Annotated in this window: 11 protein-coding genes; 3 read left to right on the plus strand and 8 right to left on the minus strand. The window is 50.1% G+C overall.

Translation table 11 applies throughout. The features are described 5' to 3' along the window. Positions 1-13: 13 nt before the first annotated feature. The 8 genes from G459_RS0119350 to nirB form a co-directional block, all read right to left on the minus strand. A complete protein-coding gene (locus tag G459_RS0119350; RefSeq protein WP_026969119.1) occupies positions 14-1,456 on the minus strand; it encodes a rubredoxin domain-containing protein in 1,443 nt (480 codons plus the stop codon). A gap of 28 nt (positions 1,457-1,484) precedes the next feature. After that, positions 1,485-5,009, minus strand: coding sequence for a nitrate reductase (locus G459_RS0119355; protein WP_026969120.1), 3,525 nt, complete (start codon positions 5,007-5,009; stop codon positions 1,485-1,487). Between the two features lie 93 nt (positions 5,010-5,102). Beyond that, positions 5,103-6,527 (minus strand): MFS transporter, encoded by a 1,425-nt coding sequence (locus tag G459_RS0119360; RefSeq protein ID WP_026969121.1) that lies wholly within the window; start codon positions 6,525-6,527, stop codon positions 5,103-5,105. Between the two features lie 232 nt (positions 6,528-6,759). Then, positions 6,760-7,422, minus strand: a complete 663-nt coding sequence (locus G459_RS0119365; protein WP_026969122.1) for a response regulator — start codon at positions 7,420-7,422, stop codon at positions 6,760-6,762. A 59-nt stretch (positions 7,423-7,481) separates the two neighbouring features. Next, on the minus strand, positions 7,482-9,290 hold the full coding sequence (locus tag G459_RS0119370) for a sensor histidine kinase (RefSeq protein WP_026969123.1): 1,809 nt from the start codon (positions 9,288-9,290) through the stop codon (positions 7,482-7,484). Beyond that, positions 9,283-9,873, minus strand: coding sequence for a DUF4202 domain-containing protein (locus G459_RS0119375; RefSeq protein WP_026969124.1), 591 nt, complete (start codon positions 9,871-9,873; stop codon positions 9,283-9,285). The genes G459_RS0119370 and G459_RS0119375 overlap by 8 nt, the downstream gene beginning before the upstream one ends. A 10-nt stretch (positions 9,874-9,883) precedes the next feature. Continuing rightward, positions 9,884-10,261 (minus strand): nitrite reductase small subunit NirD, encoded by a 378-nt coding sequence (gene nirD / locus G459_RS0119380; protein WP_026969125.1) that lies wholly within the window; start codon positions 10,259-10,261, stop codon positions 9,884-9,886. Positions 10,262-10,280: 19 nt separating this feature from the next. Further along, positions 10,281-12,791 carry a nitrite reductase large subunit NirB gene (gene nirB / locus G459_RS0119385; RefSeq protein WP_026969126.1) on the minus strand — a complete coding sequence of 837 codons (2,511 nt, stop codon included), beginning with the start codon at positions 12,789-12,791 and terminating at the stop codon, positions 10,281-10,283. 357 nt (positions 12,792-13,148) lie between these two features. Here nirB and G459_RS0119390 point away from each other — a divergent pair, with 357 nt between their 5' ends. The 3 genes from G459_RS0119390 (at position 13,149) to G459_RS0119400 (ending at position 16,289) form a co-directional block, all read left to right on the plus strand. Then, positions 13,149-13,472, plus strand: a complete 324-nt coding sequence (locus G459_RS0119390; RefSeq protein ID WP_026969127.1) for a hypothetical protein — start codon at positions 13,149-13,151, stop codon at positions 13,470-13,472. Positions 13,473-13,542: 70 nt separating this feature from the next. Next, positions 13,543-15,717: a TonB-dependent receptor gene (locus G459_RS0119395; protein ID WP_026969128.1), complete on the plus strand. Its 2,175-nt coding sequence runs from the start codon at positions 13,543-13,545 to the stop codon at positions 15,715-15,717. 224 nt (positions 15,718-15,941) lie between these two features. Beyond that, positions 15,942-16,289 carry a hypothetical protein gene (locus G459_RS0119400; RefSeq protein WP_026969129.1) on the plus strand — a complete coding sequence of 116 codons (348 nt, stop codon included), beginning with the start codon at positions 15,942-15,944 and terminating at the stop codon, positions 16,287-16,289. The last annotated feature ends 52 nt before the right edge of the window (positions 16,290-16,341 follow it).

The following is a 16,341-nucleotide window of genomic DNA, read 5'->3' on the forward strand; positions in this document are numbered from 1 at the left end:
GTAGGAAGTGGATTTACTCCGGTTGTTTGACGAATTTCTTTTTGACAAAGCTCGATTTGGGCGCTTCGCAAAGCGAACAGTGATAGGTGTCCGGAAGATCTTCAAAGGATGTGTCTGCGGGGATACCTTGAGACAGATCACCGTAACTGGTATCGTAAACAGTCAAACATTCCCGGCATTGGTAGGCCTCCTTGATTTGCTGTTCCTTCGGTTTTGTGGGCTTCTCCGGAACGTTTTTCTCCTGACCCAATTGCTCAAAATAGATCTTACTCAGTTCGATGAGTAACTCCGGCAGGTCGGATTTATCGACTTCCTGCACGTACACGATGTATTCCTGCGTGTTGGGGTCAAAGTTTTTGGCATGAAGGAGATTGTAGGTGCTTCGGATCTTGACCCCGTCGAGCTGGATTGCGGGCTCGTTTTTCTCAATGATTATCGAGGTGAAATAATACGCCTTGCGGGTGTAGTCGGTGATGCCGAAGGTCAGCCCGTAGGTGCTGATGTCGTGCTTGTCAAAGTACGAGACTAAGTACTTTTTGAGCTTGATCGCGGACTTGTTGTTGACGGGCAGGTGCCAGTTGAGCTCCAGCATGGAGTGGCGGACGTTGATCCCGTATTTCCCGAGGAGCTTTTCCCATTCCAACTTATATTTTTCGACAATTCCCTTGATGATCAGTGATTTCCACGGGGTGATGGAGATCTTTCCGATCCGACAGTCCGAGCAGAGATCGCAGAGTGCTTTGAGGAAATCGATGTAGTACTTGTTGTTTCTCCAGTACAAGCCCATCCAGTAGCTGTCTGAGCCCACGCGATTGATCCCTTCGTAATAGGGAAAAGGGTGAAACGGCACTTCCAATGGTTTGTCTACGGTTCGGTTGTTGAAGTCGCCGGCATCGTTGACCAGGTCAAAAAGGAACTCTACCGTCTCCGGCTCTTCCTGCAAGAGATCTTCGATAGCGGCCGCAAGCTTTGCCAAGTCCCAACTGTAGATCAGCGCCGGGTACATCTGGTTGGATTCCCAGTGCGGGAGTCGGACATACAAGTACCAATAGTCCTCGTGCTCTGAGGCAATGAAGTTGATATGGCCGGTGAAAAGCGGCACCAAGCGCTGTCTGGGATCAGTGATGTTGATCTTCAGCGTCGGCTGAGCCCGGAATTGCTCCAAGATATACAGGTAGCGATCACTGGTCAGCCAGGGTGTGTTGGAGAGGATGTCGGAAGAAACGTAGGAAGAAACGATGTTTTCGGCGCCTTCTTCTTCGGGAGAGATGATCTGAAACTTGTCCTGTGGATCAATCTCAAAGTCCCCGTCTTCCTTGATAAACAGGATGTCCTGCCTCGAACCGAAGGAAATCGTGTCCAAGCCAGCGCCTTCGGCAATTTCAAGGATTTGCTTGAGCTCGGCAGGAGAGAGGACTCCGCCTTTGACGACTACTCTGGAAAATGTCTGTTTCATCTTTTTAGAATATGGGTCATACTCAATTTTATACTTTTACCTTAGAATTGTTTAGTATCTCCCGCACCTCAGTCTTGCAACTGCCGCAGCCCAGGCCTGCCCCTGTTTGGGTGCAAAGGGCCGAAAAATCCGAACAGCCGCCGGCGATGGCTTCCTGGATGTTTCCTTCCCCAACCCGGCTGCAGCTACAGACCAGTTTGCCGATGACGGGACGGGTTTCTGACGAGCCCATGAGCAGGGATTTTCGTTTTTCGGAAAGCTCGATCTTGTTTTCGATCAGGCTTTTGAACTCCGCAAATTCACTCTTGTCGCCCATCAATACCGCTCCGATCAGCAGGTCGTCCTTGACGATGCATTTCTTGTAGTAGCGTCGGCTGAGATCGGTAAAGACGATTTCCTCAAAACCTTCCTCGTTTTCCGGGATGATAATGTCTCCGATGCTGCATAGCTCCAAGTCTTTGAATTTCAATATATTCATCAACACCGAGCCGGAATACGTGCTGCTGATGTCGCCCAGGATAAAGTTGGCGAGGATCGCGGCTTGCTCCTCGGCAGCGGAGGTGATTCCAAAGAGTTGGTTTTCGAATTCTGCGATCTCGCCGATGGCAAAGATGTTTGGATAGTTGGTCTGGAGGTGCTTGTTGACCTTGATTCCCCGGCTGCATATGATGCCGTTTTCTTTGGCGATCTTGATGTTTGGCTGGGTGCCGATCGCGTAAACGATGGCATTGGCCTGGATGATCTTGCCGCTTTTCAGCGTGATGTTCAGGCTCTTCGAAGCCGGATCGTCAAAGACCGTACTGACCTCATTGTCGAAATAGATGTGAATTCCCCGTTCCTGCACGTCCAGCGAAAGGAGATGGCTCGACACCAAGTCCAACTGGCGTTCCATCAGGCGCGATGCCCGCTGGATGATGGTCACTTTCACGTTCGTGTGCTGGAGCGCAGCCGCGAGTTCAAGCCCCAGCAACCCACCGCCGACGATGGCGACGTGCTGAGTTTCGGATGGTAGTTGCGTCGAGTCCAGATAGTTCTTGAACTTGTCAGCGTCACCCCGACTTCTCATCGTAAACCGTCCCGGCAGATCCAGTTGGGCATCTTTTGGGATAAAAGCCCGGCTTCCCGTCGCCAGGACCAATTTGTCGTAGGAGTGTTCGACGCCGTTGCTGTCGGTGACTTTTTGATTTTCCGGATCGATCTTTTCAATCGAGAGATTGGTCTGCAAGCTGATCTTGAGTTTCGAGAGTTCGGCTTCCTTGATCTTTTGCAGTTGCTCCCAAGTCAGCTCCTCAGTCACATACTCCGGTAGCAAAACCCGGTTGTAAAAGGGGTGTGGTTCCTTGGAAAAAACCTGAATAGTGTCCGTGGAGTTGTGCTCCCGATAGTTTTGGATAAAGCGAAACGCCGCAGCTCCAGCACCGACGACGATGATGTTTTCTTTCGGCTTCTGATATTTGGTCACGGAAACCGTCGTGTATTTGAAGTCTGGCTCTTTAGACTGCGGGTCTACCCGGGTAAAAGTCAGGTTATTGGCCCGGTTGAGGTCATTTTCTAGTTGTTTTCCCCAGTGCATCGGCAGGAAAACCACCCCGTTTCGAATGTTTTTGGACAGTTTCGCCCTTACCCGTACCACGCCGTTTTTGCTTTTTACTTCGACCACATCCCCTTCTTTGATCTTGTAGATGTACCCGTCCAGTTGGCTGATTTCCAGGACAGGATGCGAATAGTGGGTGCGGAGACGGGCCACTTTTCCGGTTTTGGTCATGGTGTGCCATTGATCCCGGATCCGGCCCGTGGTCAGGACGAATGGAAATTCGGCGCTGATTTTTTCAGAGGTATTCTGAATCTGAGCGGGGATGTTGAAGATGGCTTTTTGACTGGGGGTGTAGAATTTTTTGTCTGCGAAAAGCCGGGGTGTACCGGGATGCCGATATTCCGGCACAGGCCATTGGATGCTGCCTTCGTTCTTTAGCCGGTCGTAGTTGAGGAAAGAGATGTCAATGTTGGTGCCCTTGGTCATGGCGCAATATTCCTCGTAGATCTCTTCCGCGTTGGTAAAGTTGAAGCCCCGGAATCCCATCCTTTTTGCAAAATCACAAAGGATTTCCACATCCGGTCTGGCCTCACCGGGAGGATTGATCCCTTTGGCGAGGTAGGAGATGCGGCGCTCGGAGTTGGTCATGGTGCCTTCCTTTTCGAGCCAGCCCGCTGCCGGCAAGACCAAGTCGGCGTAAGCAACCGTGTCGGATCGGTGGGAAATATCCTGCACGACCACAAATTTTGCATTTGCAAAAGCCTTTTCGACATTCGCCAGATTGGGCAGACTGACCATCGGATTGGTGCAAATGACCCACACGGCTTTCATTTCGCCCGAAGCCAAGGCATCAAACATCTCCGTGGCGGTATAGCCGGGAGTGGGGGAGATCCCATCCACTCCCCAAAAATCAGCGACGTCCTGTCGATGTTGGGGATTTGCAAGGTCCTTGTGAACGGCCAACAGATTGGCCATGCCGCCGACTTCCCGTCCACCCATGGCGTTGGGCTGCCCGGTAAGCGAAAAGGGGCCGTTTCCGGGCTTGCCGATCTTGCCGGTCAAGAGGGAGAGATTGATCAGCGAAAAGTTCTTGTCCGTGCCGATCGCACTTTGATTGAGGCCCATTGCCCACATGCTGATGAAACCCTTGGCGTTGCCGATGAGACCGGCCACTTCTTTGATTTCCTCGACCGTGATTCCGCACAGCTCCGCGGCGTCCTTGAGCGAGGTCTCCATCACCTGTTTGCGATAGGCTTGGTAGTTTTCTGTATGGTCTTTGACAAAGTTGTCGTCAGCAAATCCCATCTCGATCAGTCTTCGCCCGATGGCATTGTACAGGATGATGTCCGTGCCGGGGATGAGCTGCAGGTGGATGTCGCCGAAATTTGCCGAGTCAGTTTTCCTCGGGTCCACGACGATTACCTTGACGTTGGGGTTCTTTTCCTTGTGTTTTTCAAGTCTTCGAAAAAGGATCGGATGGTTCCAGGCAGGATTTGCGCCAGCAATCAGAAATACGTCAGCAAGCTCGATGTCTTCGTAGGAAATGGGAACAGAGTCTTCGCCAAACGTCTTCTTGTAAGCCACCACCGCCGAACTCATGCAGAGCCTGGAGTTGGTGTCAATGTTGTTGGTGCCGAGAAATCCCTTGGTCAGTTTGTTGGCGATGTAGTATTCCTCGGTCAGGCATTGGCCGGAGATGTAGAAACCCACGCTGTTGGGGCCGTATTTGCGGATCAACGACTTGAAGACCGCCGCTGCCCGATCCAGCGCATCGTCCCAAGACACTCGCTCGCGAGGGTGTGAGCGACTCCAGCGCATCTCAGGATAGAGAATCCGATCCGAGGTGTCATTGACTACGTAGTGGAGATTCATCCCTTTGGAGCAGAGCATTCCGCCATTGACAGGATGCTCTTGATCGCCTTCCACGCTTACCTTGGCCTGCGCGTTTACTTCAGCGACTATTCCGCAGCCCACACCACAATACGAACAGGTCGTTTTTATTTTTTTTTTGGAATTCACAATTCAGAATTTGGCCCGACGGAAAATTAGAAAAGCACTCTCTCATTTAATAGGCCAAATGAGAAAGTGCTATTGAGGGTTTAGTAAAGCAATTTACTCTTCAATCTTGATTAATTCAGGAGAAAGTTGCTCCAATTCCTTCTTGGCAATCTTTTCATCTTCGAGACTAAAGCGGATGACAAGCGTCGCTATACCGGTGCCGACAATCAGCAGCCCGATCTGCAGATAGCCGCTGGAAACCGCGGCGGCTTCGGCAGCGGTTTGGGCCGCCTTGAGCGCGTCTGCTCCGGAGAGTTCATTCCCCTGCAAAGTCAGCTTTGCCGCTTCACCTGATTTGTATTTCAAAAACAGCGCAGTGATAAAAGCACCGAAGTTGCCCCCTGCACCCACGATGCCGGAGATCGATCCGATGGCTTTCTTGTTGATAAAAGGCACCACAGAGAAGGTAGCACCTTCGGCCATCTGCACAGTCAAACTAAATCCGATCAGGAGAATAACGCCCAAGGTCAGGCTGGTGGCAGTGGAAAACAGCCCCAGCATCAGGCCTTCCGCCACGATGATCGCTGCCAAGAACCAAACTCTCCCCTTCAAACCGCCCGTTTTACCATACTTGTCACCAAACCAGCCGCCGAGGGTCCTGGCGAAGATATTCATCAGTGCAAAGGAAAGGACGAGGTTTCCGGCAGTGATTCTGCTCAGTCCGAAGGTGTTTTGCAGGTAGTCGTCCATCGTGCCATACACGGTCAGCTCGATCCCGAAGCAGGCCGCATAGACAATGAACAACACCCAAACACGGTAGTCTTTTGCAGCTTCTAAGAAGCCCACGACGTCTTTTTTACCCTTTGGTATTTTCTCACCCCGCGCGACTAGTTCGGAATAGTTTCCGGCAGGAGTGTCTTTGGTGAAGAAGTAGTAAAGTAGTCCAGTCAAGAAGCAGACGATGCCGATCAAGACCATGGAATATCTCCAGGCGTCAGTCTCGGCTATGCCGAAAGCGATCACCAAAGCTGCGATTAGCGGCATGCCCAGCCGGTTGGCACCCCCGCCGAGATTGCCCCAGCCAGCAGAAGTAGCGTTGGCCGTACCTACCACATTCGACGCAAACATCAGCGAGGTGTGGACTTGGGTGATGACAAAAGATGCTCCGATGAAGCCTGTGAGCAGACGGCAGATGTAGAACTGCATCGGAGTAGTCACGAGTCCGCTCAATATCACCGGAATCGATCCCAAGATCAGCAGCCACGTGTAGCAGATCCTCGGTCCATACTTATCGCACAGTTTCCCGATCAGCAAGCGGGAAAAGATGGTTCCAGCCACGGCGAAAACCACCGCGTTCCATTTTTGGTCGGGAGTAAGTCCCAGATCCCTCACCACGTCCGGCATGAAAGGGATGATACCAAACCATGCAAAAAAACAAATGAAGAACGCGAAGGATGTGATCCAGAAAGTACGGATCGGCACACTTTTAAAATCTCCCAGATTTAAACGCGTTGCTTTGAGGTGAGCTTGATTCTTCATGTGATTGTCGTTTGTTTTTAGTGTCACATGGAATCTCGCATGCTGGATAGTCATCCGGAGAGATGTCTAAGTCATGCTCGATTTCATATTACTTATTTCTATTTGAAATAAAAGTAAGTAATAATACGTATTACTTGCAAGTAATACGTAATAAATTTACGTACAAAAAATAAAAAACCCATCCAGTATTAGCTGAATGGGTTTTCTAGATTGAAGAGTACTTAGATTTTCTCTAGATCAGATTCAATTCCTTTGACTTTTGGGTCAGTTCGACCAGGTTTTTGACGTTCAGTTTCTTCATAAGGTTAAAGCGGTGGACCTCCGCGGTCCGTTTGCTGATCTTCAGGGCTTCGGCAATGTCATTGTTGCCTTTGCCGTCCAGGATCAGTTCGAGGATCTGCTTTTCCCGATTGGTGAGGATGGAGATTTCTTCCGTGGAACTCAAGGACTTGGAAGGACTCTTGGTTCGGCCATTGACGAAATTGTCGATGATGATCGTGGAGATATCTCCGGAAAAATACTTGCCGCCAGCGGCTATGGAGTGAAGCGCTTTCAGAAATTCTGCCTTAGAGCTCCCTTTGAGCAGGTATCCATCCGCTCCCGACTCAATGGATTCCACCACGTACTCTTCTGAGTCGTGCATGGACAGGACCAGTTTTTTGACATTAGGGAAGTCTCTCGTTAGATTTTTTACCACCTCGATGCCATTCATCTGGGGCATCCGGATGTCCACGATCAGCAGGTCCGGTTGATCGGCCGCGATGATTTTCAACGCTTCCTTGCCGTCAGATGCTTCCGCAATGACCTTAAATTCAGCTTCGTTTTCCAACAAAGACTTGATTCCGTCACGGACGAGTTCATGATCGTCGGCCAGTACGATTCGGGTAGGGTTCATTGTCTCTAAAGTTAATACTTAGTAAAATAAGGAAATTTTACGTAACCAATATAAGGAAATTAGACCAGCGGAATATTCAAGGTGACCTTGGTGCCCTTTTGTGGAGAGGAATTGATAAAAAGCCTTCCGCTGATGTATTTGATCCGCTCCTGCATGAAGGTGAGCCCCATGCCGCCGTCCTTGTCCGGCTTTGGTTTAATCGTTTTCTTGTCAAAGCCCTTCCCGTTGTCATCAATGGTGATGCTCAGGATCTTTGAACTGTGCGAAACGGTCACCAAGATCAGTGTCGACTCGGCATACTTGATGGCGTTGTTGATCGCCTCCTGGGTGATACGATAGAGGTTGATCTCCACGAGAGAGTCCAGCCGCTGGTTGAAATCGGACTTGTTCATCAGGATGATCTCTTTTCCGGTCAGCTTGCCGAGTTCCTGTGTGAGTTCGGTCAGCGCTGGCACTAGGCCATAATCTTTCAGTTCGGGAGGAGTGAGGTTAAACGTCGCCGTCCGCACTCCTTTAATGATGTTTGCCGTCAATTCCTTCAGCTTTTCCAGCTTGGTCTCGGCCTTCTCTCCGTCTGACAAATCCACGCTTTCGAGCAGGTATTTCAGTCCGGTCAGCATCTGGCCGATTCCGTCGTGGATGTCTTTGGCAATCCTATTTTGCTCGTTTTCCTGATTTTCGATGATCTGTCGGCTGATGACGTTCTGTTGCTGCATCTTTTCCTCGAAGCTCTCCCGGGTCAGTTGCTGGACTTCAAGCTGGGCTTCCTTGCGCTTGGTGATGTCGAGGCAGATGATGATCAGCTCGGAGATTTCCCCTGCGTGAAAAGGGATCATGGAAAAGTCGAGCCACAGATCGTCTCCACCTGGTGTGGTGGCCTTGATCTCTCCTTGCCAGCCCGACTTTTTGTTTTCTGAAATGATTCGATCCAGTGTCAGCCGCTCGTTTTCAAGCGGGGAGAGGACGTCGGAGAATTTCGCATTTTGATTAAACTTCTGGAATTTGACCAGCTTCGCAAAACGGTCGCCGATGTGGGTGATATGTCCGTCTGGCGAGATTCTCGCAAAAAGCAGGATCTGGTCCATCGCTTGGCTCAGAGCCCGAAGTTCCCGGACGGACTTCTCTTTGGCTTGGCTGAGTAGATCGGCGTCTTTCGCCATCTTGATGGCTTTTTTCTCCGCTTCCAACAACTCATGAATGCTTGCCTTCATGGCTTTGGCTGAAGGCCAGAAGATGATCAGAAACTCGGCAAGCAAGACAAGTAGCGTAAAGAGAGTGATGATGAGCTCGAGTTGCTCGAGGCTTTCAACCTTTTGCTTTGCTTCGAAATCGTATTGATTGACGATCTGTTCCATCTTAGACAGAAACTCGGCGCTATTGCTCACGACTTGGTCGGTGGCCTGCTGGAAGGCAACAGAGTCCGGTAGATTTGCTCTCGAAAGCTGGATTATTACGTCGGTATTGGCTATGATACTTTCAAAATTCGGCTCAATACCCTCAAACATTTTGGTCACTTCAGGACTGTTCCCCGGTTCGATTCCCAGCTTTTCATCTCCGAACTGGAGCGCGTTGTGGGCGATCTCCCAGGTAGTCTTCGTGGAAAAAAGCGTGTCTGTTATCGCCCGCCGCCTGGTTTCAGTCGGGTTCAGGGACAGTAGCAAGATTTCCTTGTTGAGTTTTTGACTGAGCATTCGTTGCCGACCGGCGACGTTGACCAGTCTGCTGTCGTCTTCCTGGTCGGCCAGGTATTGTCGGATTAGAATCTGGCTGGTGATCAGAGAGATGGCGATGGCGCCCAATGCGATGATGTAGAGCCGTCTGAGTCTGTCAAAGGTGACCTGATCGAGGGTGTTGGTATTCTCAGTCATTGCTGTCGAAAAGTGCTTCCTGGATGATCCGGAGACTTTGGGAGGAGAAATTAATTTGAAGCGCTTCTTTTTGCGCTTTTTCGGACATCTTGGCCCAGGTCTTTTTCAGGATGTCTTTGATCTTTTCGAAGTCGTGCTTGGTGACAAAGTCCTCCAAGTAGTATTCCAGGAAAACCAAGCAAACGACGTCTTCCAAGATCTGGGTTTCGAAGTCCGTCTTCAGTTGTTTTTTGCGGATCAGAAATTTGACTTTGGCAATAAACGCCTCGTCGTATCCGGCTTCAGCCAGCAGCTGGCCGGCCAGTTCTGCGTGCATTTTTTTGAGCTCCTCCCTCCAAGTGAGGTAGCCGGTCCGATCCATCGGGTACTCGGATCGCTGGATCTTCCAGCGGGCGATATGCTGCGCGCGCGCGGCAATGAGTAGGTGTTCTGATGCGTCCGGGACGAACTCCCCCAGCTTTTTTGTCATTCGGTGTGAGTAGAGCAGCTCCTTGGGGAACGCTTTGCCTTTCCAGGTTTCTTTGGTGGGGTCTTCGGAATTGATTTGGTCTATCAGCTGGATGGCTGTTTCGGATCGGGTCATTGAAAAGGAATTAGTCAGCAAATCCAATATATACAATTCCGTTCTCAATCTTGACTGGATAGGTGGCAATGCTGTATTCCTCGCCGTTCAGATTAGAGCCATCCTCCAGCGAAAAGGTCTTTTTATGGATGGGGCAGGCGAGTTTTGGGATACCGGCAGCATCACCGCTCAGGCCTCTGGACAGCACCATCTCCATCTTGTGTGGACAAAGGTTTTGGCAGGCGTACCATTTGTTGGTTCGGGTAAAGTGATAGACCGCGATCTGTCTGGATTTGTGCTTGATACACGCTCCAGCATTCTCCGGAAAATCAGAGACGGAACCGACGCTGACCCAAGAAAGTACTTCGGTAGCTTGGACGGTTTGATAAAGGTTTACAAGTTCTTCCATGGTTTCTGTACGTTAGGGATTACCAAGGTCTTGGCATTTTTTGTTCGCGAAGTGGGACAAAGACGAGCTCCTCGTCAGTTTCTTCAGTATTTACAAAAGGCTTAAATCTTTTCAGGGTTTCAGGATCTTCGATGGCTTCTTTCCATTCGCAGGCATATCGCTCGACCAGTCCGTCCATCTCAGCTTCGAATTCCGCGGCCATGCCGAGGCAGTCTTCCACGACCACTTTTTTGAGGTATTCGATTCCCCCTTCCAATTTCTCCAGCCAAGGGGCAGTTCTGACGAGAGGCCCGGCAGTGCGGATGTAATAGATGAGGAATCGATCCAGGTATTTGATGCAGGTGTCGTCATCCAGCTGGGAAGCGAGCAGGATTGCGTGCTTCGGATTTGCGCCGCCATTGCCGCAGACATATAGGTTCCAGCCTCCCTCGACAGCGATAACTCCGAAGTCTTTGCCCCGGGCCTCGGCGCATTCGCGGATACATCCGGAGACCCCGCCTTTGAGCTTGTGGGGAGAGCGAAGTCCCTTGTAGCGCTCTTCGATGCGGATCGCAAAGCTCACGCTGTCATGCAGTCCAAAGCGGCACCAGGTCGAGCCAACGCAGCTTTTGACCGTTCTCAGGGATTTGCCGTAAGCGTGTCCGCTCTCGAATCCGGCGTCGATGAGTTCTTTCCAGATCATTGGCAGCTCATGAAGCTGGGCGCCAAATAGGTCAATCCGCTGTCCACCGGTGATCTTGGTGTAGAGATCAAACTTCTTTGCTACCTGGCCGAGCACAACCAGCTTCTCCGGGGTGATCTCTCCGCCCGCCACCCGTGGCACGACAGAGTAGGTTCCGTTTCGTTGGATGTTGGCCAGAAAGCGGTCATTCGAATCCTGGATTGCCACCTGCTTGTTGGCGGTTTCCATGAAGATACTGGCGAAGATCGAAGCCATCACCGGCTTGCAGATCTCGCAGCCGTGGCCTTTGCCGAAGGTGTCCAAGGCTTCATCGTATCCAGTGGTATTGTTGAGTTTTACCAAGTCAAAAAGCTCCTGTCTGCTGTATTCGAAATGCTCACAGATGGTTTCTTTGACCTCTTTTCCGAGAGACTTCAGTGTTTCTTTGACGATATCGACGACCATCGGCTTGCAACCGCCGCAGCTGGTAGAAGCTTTGGTATGCTTGATGACTCCCTTCAGATCCTGGCAGCATCCGCTTTTGATGGCGTCGCAGATGGCTCCCTTTGACACCGCTTCGCAGGAACAGATCTGCGCGGTGTCCGGAAGATCGAGTACCGATCCGAGGAGGCTTTTTGATCCCGCTCCGCGTTGACCCAAGATCAGGTCTTCGGCGTTTTCGGGGAGTTTCATCCCATTGATGTAGAGCTGAAAGAGCGTATTGTAGTCAGATGAATCTCCGACCAAGATGCCGCCCAACAGCCTGCTGCCGTCTTTGCTGATGTTGATTCGTTTATAGACTCCGCGCTGCTTGTTTTCGTATCGGATGGCGATTGCGTCCTCGCTTTCTACGAAAGGATCTCCGAATGAAGCCACCTCTGTGCCCACCAGTTTGAGCTGGGTTGACATGTCGATGGAGGGGCTCATGAGCTTGGTGCCACCGGCGATTTGATCCAGCGCCACGGCAGCCATCTCGTAGCCAGGGGCGACTAGGCCGTAGATGTTTTGATTGTAAAGGGCGACTTCCCCGATGGCATAGATGCCGGGTACGGAGGTTTCCATCCTGTTATTGACCACGATCCCGCCACGCTCGCCGACCGCGATTCCGGAGTTTCTCGCCAACTCATCCCTCGGTCTGATCCCGGCTGAGATGATGATCATATCTACCGCCAGCGTCGTGCCGTCAGTAAATTCGATTGCTTCAGTCTCACCGTCTCCGATGATTTCTTTGGAATTTTTGCCCAGATGCACTTTCAGTCCGATGCTTTGGATCTTGGATTGCAGCAAGTCCGATGCAGCCTGATCCAGCTGCCTTGGCATCAACTTGCCCGCAAACTCGATCACGTGTGTGGTCATTCCGAGTTCTTTCGAGGCATTCGCAGCTTCCAAACCCAAGAGCCCACCGCCCAATACGGCCGACTGATACCTGCCTTTTGCCTTCAGCTTGTCAGAGTAGGTTTGGATTGCCTCCAGATCTTCAATAGTTCTATAGATGAATATCCCTTCTTTTTCAGAACCCTTGATTGTCGGGATAAAGGGAGAAGAACCGGTTGCGATGACCAGATGATCGTATTCGAAGGATTCATTTTTGTGGGTAACGACTTTTTTGTTTTCCGTATCGACAGACAGGATCATCTCGGAGGTTCTCAGCGTGATGCCATTGTCGGCGTACCAGTCTCTCGGTGCCATGAGTAGCTCGTCGGGAGATTCCAAAGTGAAATACTCACTTAAGTGCACGCGATCGTAGGCGGGTCTGTTTTCTTCTCCGAAAACCAGAATGTCAAATTGATCGCGGTTGGGGTGGGAGATCAGTTTTTCGCAAAACTTGTAACCTACCATTCCGTTGCCTACCAAGATTATCCTTTCCATATCTACGTAATTTGAATTAAAGGTAAGTAAATATACGTATTTATTGATTTCAGATCCAAGAGAAAAAAGATTTTTCTACGTAAAAATTTCAAAAACTAGATTAGGGTCTCGCGGGGATATTGATGTATGAATTGATAAATGTGGTTCTAATTGAGCCTCGTATGTGGGATAGTGAATAAAAAGGGCAAAAATTATGGCTGTAATATTCCCAGTTAGAGCCAATCTATTCTCTTTTCGATATCGAATCTAATAGCGTTTCGAGTGGATAGGGACTTTTCTGTCTACGTAAGTATTTTATTGGGTGCGGGATAGTTCCACCAAGTCCTTGATTTGACTTGGGTTTCCTATCTTTGGCCAATGAAGTTTTTTTCCCTGATCATCGGAGCATTTGTTTTCTACCTCTCGGTCATGCCTTGCTGCGAGGCCGACGACTCCTGTGTTGCACTTCATGATGGAATTGAAGAGACTTTGCCCGTAGATCACGATACAGAAGCCGAATCTCCCTGTTCTCCATTTTATTCCTGTGGCACCTGCTTCGGATTTGTTGCCGAACGTGCCGTTGATCTTACGCTGATTTTTCAATCAAGCGGATTCAGAGATGAGATTCCGCATTTTACCCTGATTCAGCCAGCTGGCTATTTTTTCCCGCTGATCAAGCCGCCCAGCGTTCTGCCGGGGTAGTTGATTATTTGATCTCCTTCTTTTAAAAAGGACACCTATTTACATTTTCTTAAATCTTAGAAATCTTCCAATGACAAAGTATATTTTGCTCTGTCTGGCGATGTTTTGGGCAAATCTTGCTTTCTCCCAAAACTCCTACAGAGCTATAGTAAAAGACCATGAGACCGACCAACCGCTGCCTGGCGCCAGCGTTCAGGTGTTAGAGTTAGGTAAGGGAGGTGTTGCTGACGAAAGTGGCGCTGTCTTGATCGAAGAGCTCCCAAATGGGATCTACACCCTTGAAGTGAGGTTTTTGGGCTTTGAGACGCTGAAGTTCCAAAGGACTTTTCCTATGGAATCCGGCGCGGAACCTGAGGTCCTTTTTCTCCACAACCATGAAGATGAACTGGAGGAGTTGGTCGTACAGTCGACGCGAAGCACCCGTCTGATTGAGGATGTGCCGACCCGCGTGGAGATCATTGCGGGCGAGGAATTAGCCGAAAAAGGCAACATGAAGCCCGGCGACATCCGAATGCTCCTGAATGAAAGCACCGGAATCCAGACGCAGCAAACCTCCGCGACCAGCTACAATTCCAGCATCCGGATTCAGGGCCTGGACGGCAAATACACGCAACTGCTGCGGGATGGGCTGCCGCTCTATGGTGGGTATTCCGGTGGCTTGAGCTTGATGCAGATCGCTCCACTGGACTTGGCTCAGGTGGAGGTGGTGAAAGGTTCCTCCTCTACACTCTACGGCGGCGGTGCGATCGCCGGTTTGGTCAACCTGATTTCTAAAAAGCCTACGGAGGAACCGGAATTGGGCATTTTGCTCAACGGAACTTCCGCTTTGGGATTGGACGCGAGTGCGTTTTATGCGGAGGATTTTGGGAAAATCGGAACCACCGTCTTCGCTTCCTATAACAAAGGAACGGCTTACGATCCGGCGGACATTGGCTTGACGGCGATTCCCGAGTTTGACCGATTCACCCTGAATCCGAAGATTTATTGGGAGATCAACGAAGTGTCAGACCTGATGTTGGGAGTCAATCTGATGAAAGAAGACCGCTTGGGCGGAAATGTGGATTTCATTAAACGTGAGTCCGTAGTTGATCCTTATTTTGAGGAAAACCTCACCGAAAGGATTTCCACCCAGCTGGATTTTACGCGGGAGCTTTCGTCTGACACTCGTCTGAATGTCAAGAACAGCATCAGTTTCTACGACAGAAGCATTGAGATCCCTGACTATCAGTTTGCCGGAACGCAGTGGTCCACTTTCAGCGAGGTTAATGTGAGCCGTGTCGGGTCTAAAGCTGAATGGATTGGTGGACTCAACTTTTGGTCAGATCGTTTTGTTCAAAGCGCTGGGAATCCCAACGAACCGCTGGATTACAAGTTGAACACGATAGGAGGCTTTGTCCAAAATATCTGGAATATCTCAGAGCAATGGACAATGGAATCCGGATTCCGGTTGGATTACCAGAAGGAGTATGGTGTGTTTGCTTTGCCGAGGCTTTCGGTGATGGTGGAGCCGAGCGAACTGCTGACGTTGCGTTTTGGTGGCGGTCTTGGCTATAAGCCTCCGACGGTTTTCTCAGAGGAAGCGGAGCGGCTTCAGTTCCAAAACATCCTGCCCATCGACCCGACTGAAGTACATGCTGAGCGGTCAGCCGGCGCTAATCTGGACGCAAACTACCGGCTGGCGATGGGGGAAGAGCTGACATTGAATGTAAATGCACTGCTGTTCTGGACCCAAATTCAAGACCCCTTGGTTTTGACGGCCGCTGGTGGGTTTTATGAGTTTCAACAGCCGCAGGGGGAGCTGCAGACCCAGGGACTGGAGCTCAATCTGAAATGGGAGTACCGGGATTTGAAATTGTTTGTGGGGTACACATTGGCAGATGTCGATCAGCACTACGATGGAACGAGCGCCACGTATCCTTTGGTGGCCAAGCATCGGCTCAACAACGTGCTGATGTATGAAAAGCACGAGAATTTCCGCATTGGTCTGGAGGCGTATTATTTCAGTCCGCAACTGCTCAATGACGGCGCGACGGGTAAGTCCTACTGGATCATGGGGCTGATGACCGAAAAGTCGTTTGGCGAGCGGGTTTCTGTGTTTTTGAACTTCGAAAACTTCCTTGACGCCAGACAGACGAGGTTTGACACCATCTATACTGGGTCGATCAGCAATCCTGAATTCCGGGATATCTATGCGCCGGTGGATGGATTTGTGATCAATGGCGGGGTAAAACTGCGGGTTTTATAGCTAAAAAGAGGAAAGGAGCTGTTTTGCGATTTAGGCAGGACGGTTCCTTCTTGTTTTTTTAACGTTTTTAGTCTGTGTTTCAGTGACTTCTAATGGACAAAAATTATTGAGTGAACGTAAAAAAAAATGCTACTTTTTTGTTTCTGGGAGTAAAAATACCCAGTACTGGGTATTTTTTAACCGCCCTCGTTTTATAACTTTGTTAAACACTAATTTTTTACATAATGAAGACGAACACAATTGTTAAAAGCGTCAACTCAATGGCAGCTTCCACTCTTTCCCCAAAAACCCATACTCCGGAGTTAAATGGCAGAGATTCTGGTTTTTGGACTGAACAAAGTTGCCAGAACGGTAAGCTACCCACCCACAGGATCAAGGTGAAAAGCAACTGCGAGAAGAAGCGGTTTTGGGCAAAGCAAACTCACAAGAAACATGAAGATGGAGTGACTGAGCGGACCGACCTTGATGTCACCACAAATTTTGTGATTGATTACATGCCGCTTTGCTGTGAAGAGGACTGGGAGATGATAGCATATTCTCTTGCAAAGGATCAGGCAAACCGAATCAGCTGAGGCCAGTTGAGCGTATTCCGTTTCGGTGCCTTCCAGACTCAGCAGGCTGGAT

It is taken from the genome of Algoriphagus terrigena DSM 22685, from assembly GCF_000429445.1.
Taxonomy (GTDB): Bacteria; Bacteroidota; Bacteroidia; order Cytophagales; family Cyclobacteriaceae; genus Algoriphagus; species Algoriphagus terrigena.

Bases quoted from the DNA above. Each gene is read 5' to 3' on its own strand.
- G459_RS0119390 (WP_026969127.1), top strand. From the start codon at position 13,149: ATGAAGTTTTTTTCCCTGATCATCGGAGCATTTGTTTTCTACCTCTCG.
- nirB (WP_026969126.1), bottom strand. From the start codon at position 12,791: ATGGAAAGGATAATCTTGGTAGGCAACGGAATGGTAGGTTACAAGTTT.
- G459_RS0119360 (WP_026969121.1), bottom strand. From the start codon at position 6,527: ATGAAGAATCAAGCTCACCTCAAAGCAACGCGTTTAAATCTGGGAGAT.
- G459_RS0119375 (WP_026969124.1), bottom strand. From the start codon at position 9,873: ATGACCCGATCCGAAACAGCCATCCAGCTGATAGACCAAATCAATTCC.
- G459_RS0119400 (WP_026969129.1), top strand. From the start codon at position 15,942: ATGAAGACGAACACAATTGTTAAAAGCGTCAACTCAATGGCAGCTTCC.
- nirD (WP_026969125.1), bottom strand. From the start codon at position 10,261: ATGGAAGAACTTGTAAACCTTTATCAAACCGTCCAAGCTACCGAAGTA.
- G459_RS0119395 (WP_026969128.1), top strand. From the start codon at position 13,543: ATGACAAAGTATATTTTGCTCTGTCTGGCGATGTTTTGGGCAAATCTT.
- G459_RS0119365 (WP_026969122.1), bottom strand. From the start codon at position 7,422: ATGAACCCTACCCGAATCGTACTGGCCGACGATCATGAACTCGTCCGT.
- G459_RS0119370 (WP_026969123.1), bottom strand. From the start codon at position 9,290: ATGACTGAGAATACCAACACCCTCGATCAGGTCACCTTTGACAGACTC.
- G459_RS0119350 (WP_026969119.1), bottom strand. From the start codon at position 1,456: ATGAAACAGACATTTTCCAGAGTAGTCGTCAAAGGCGGAGTCCTCTCT.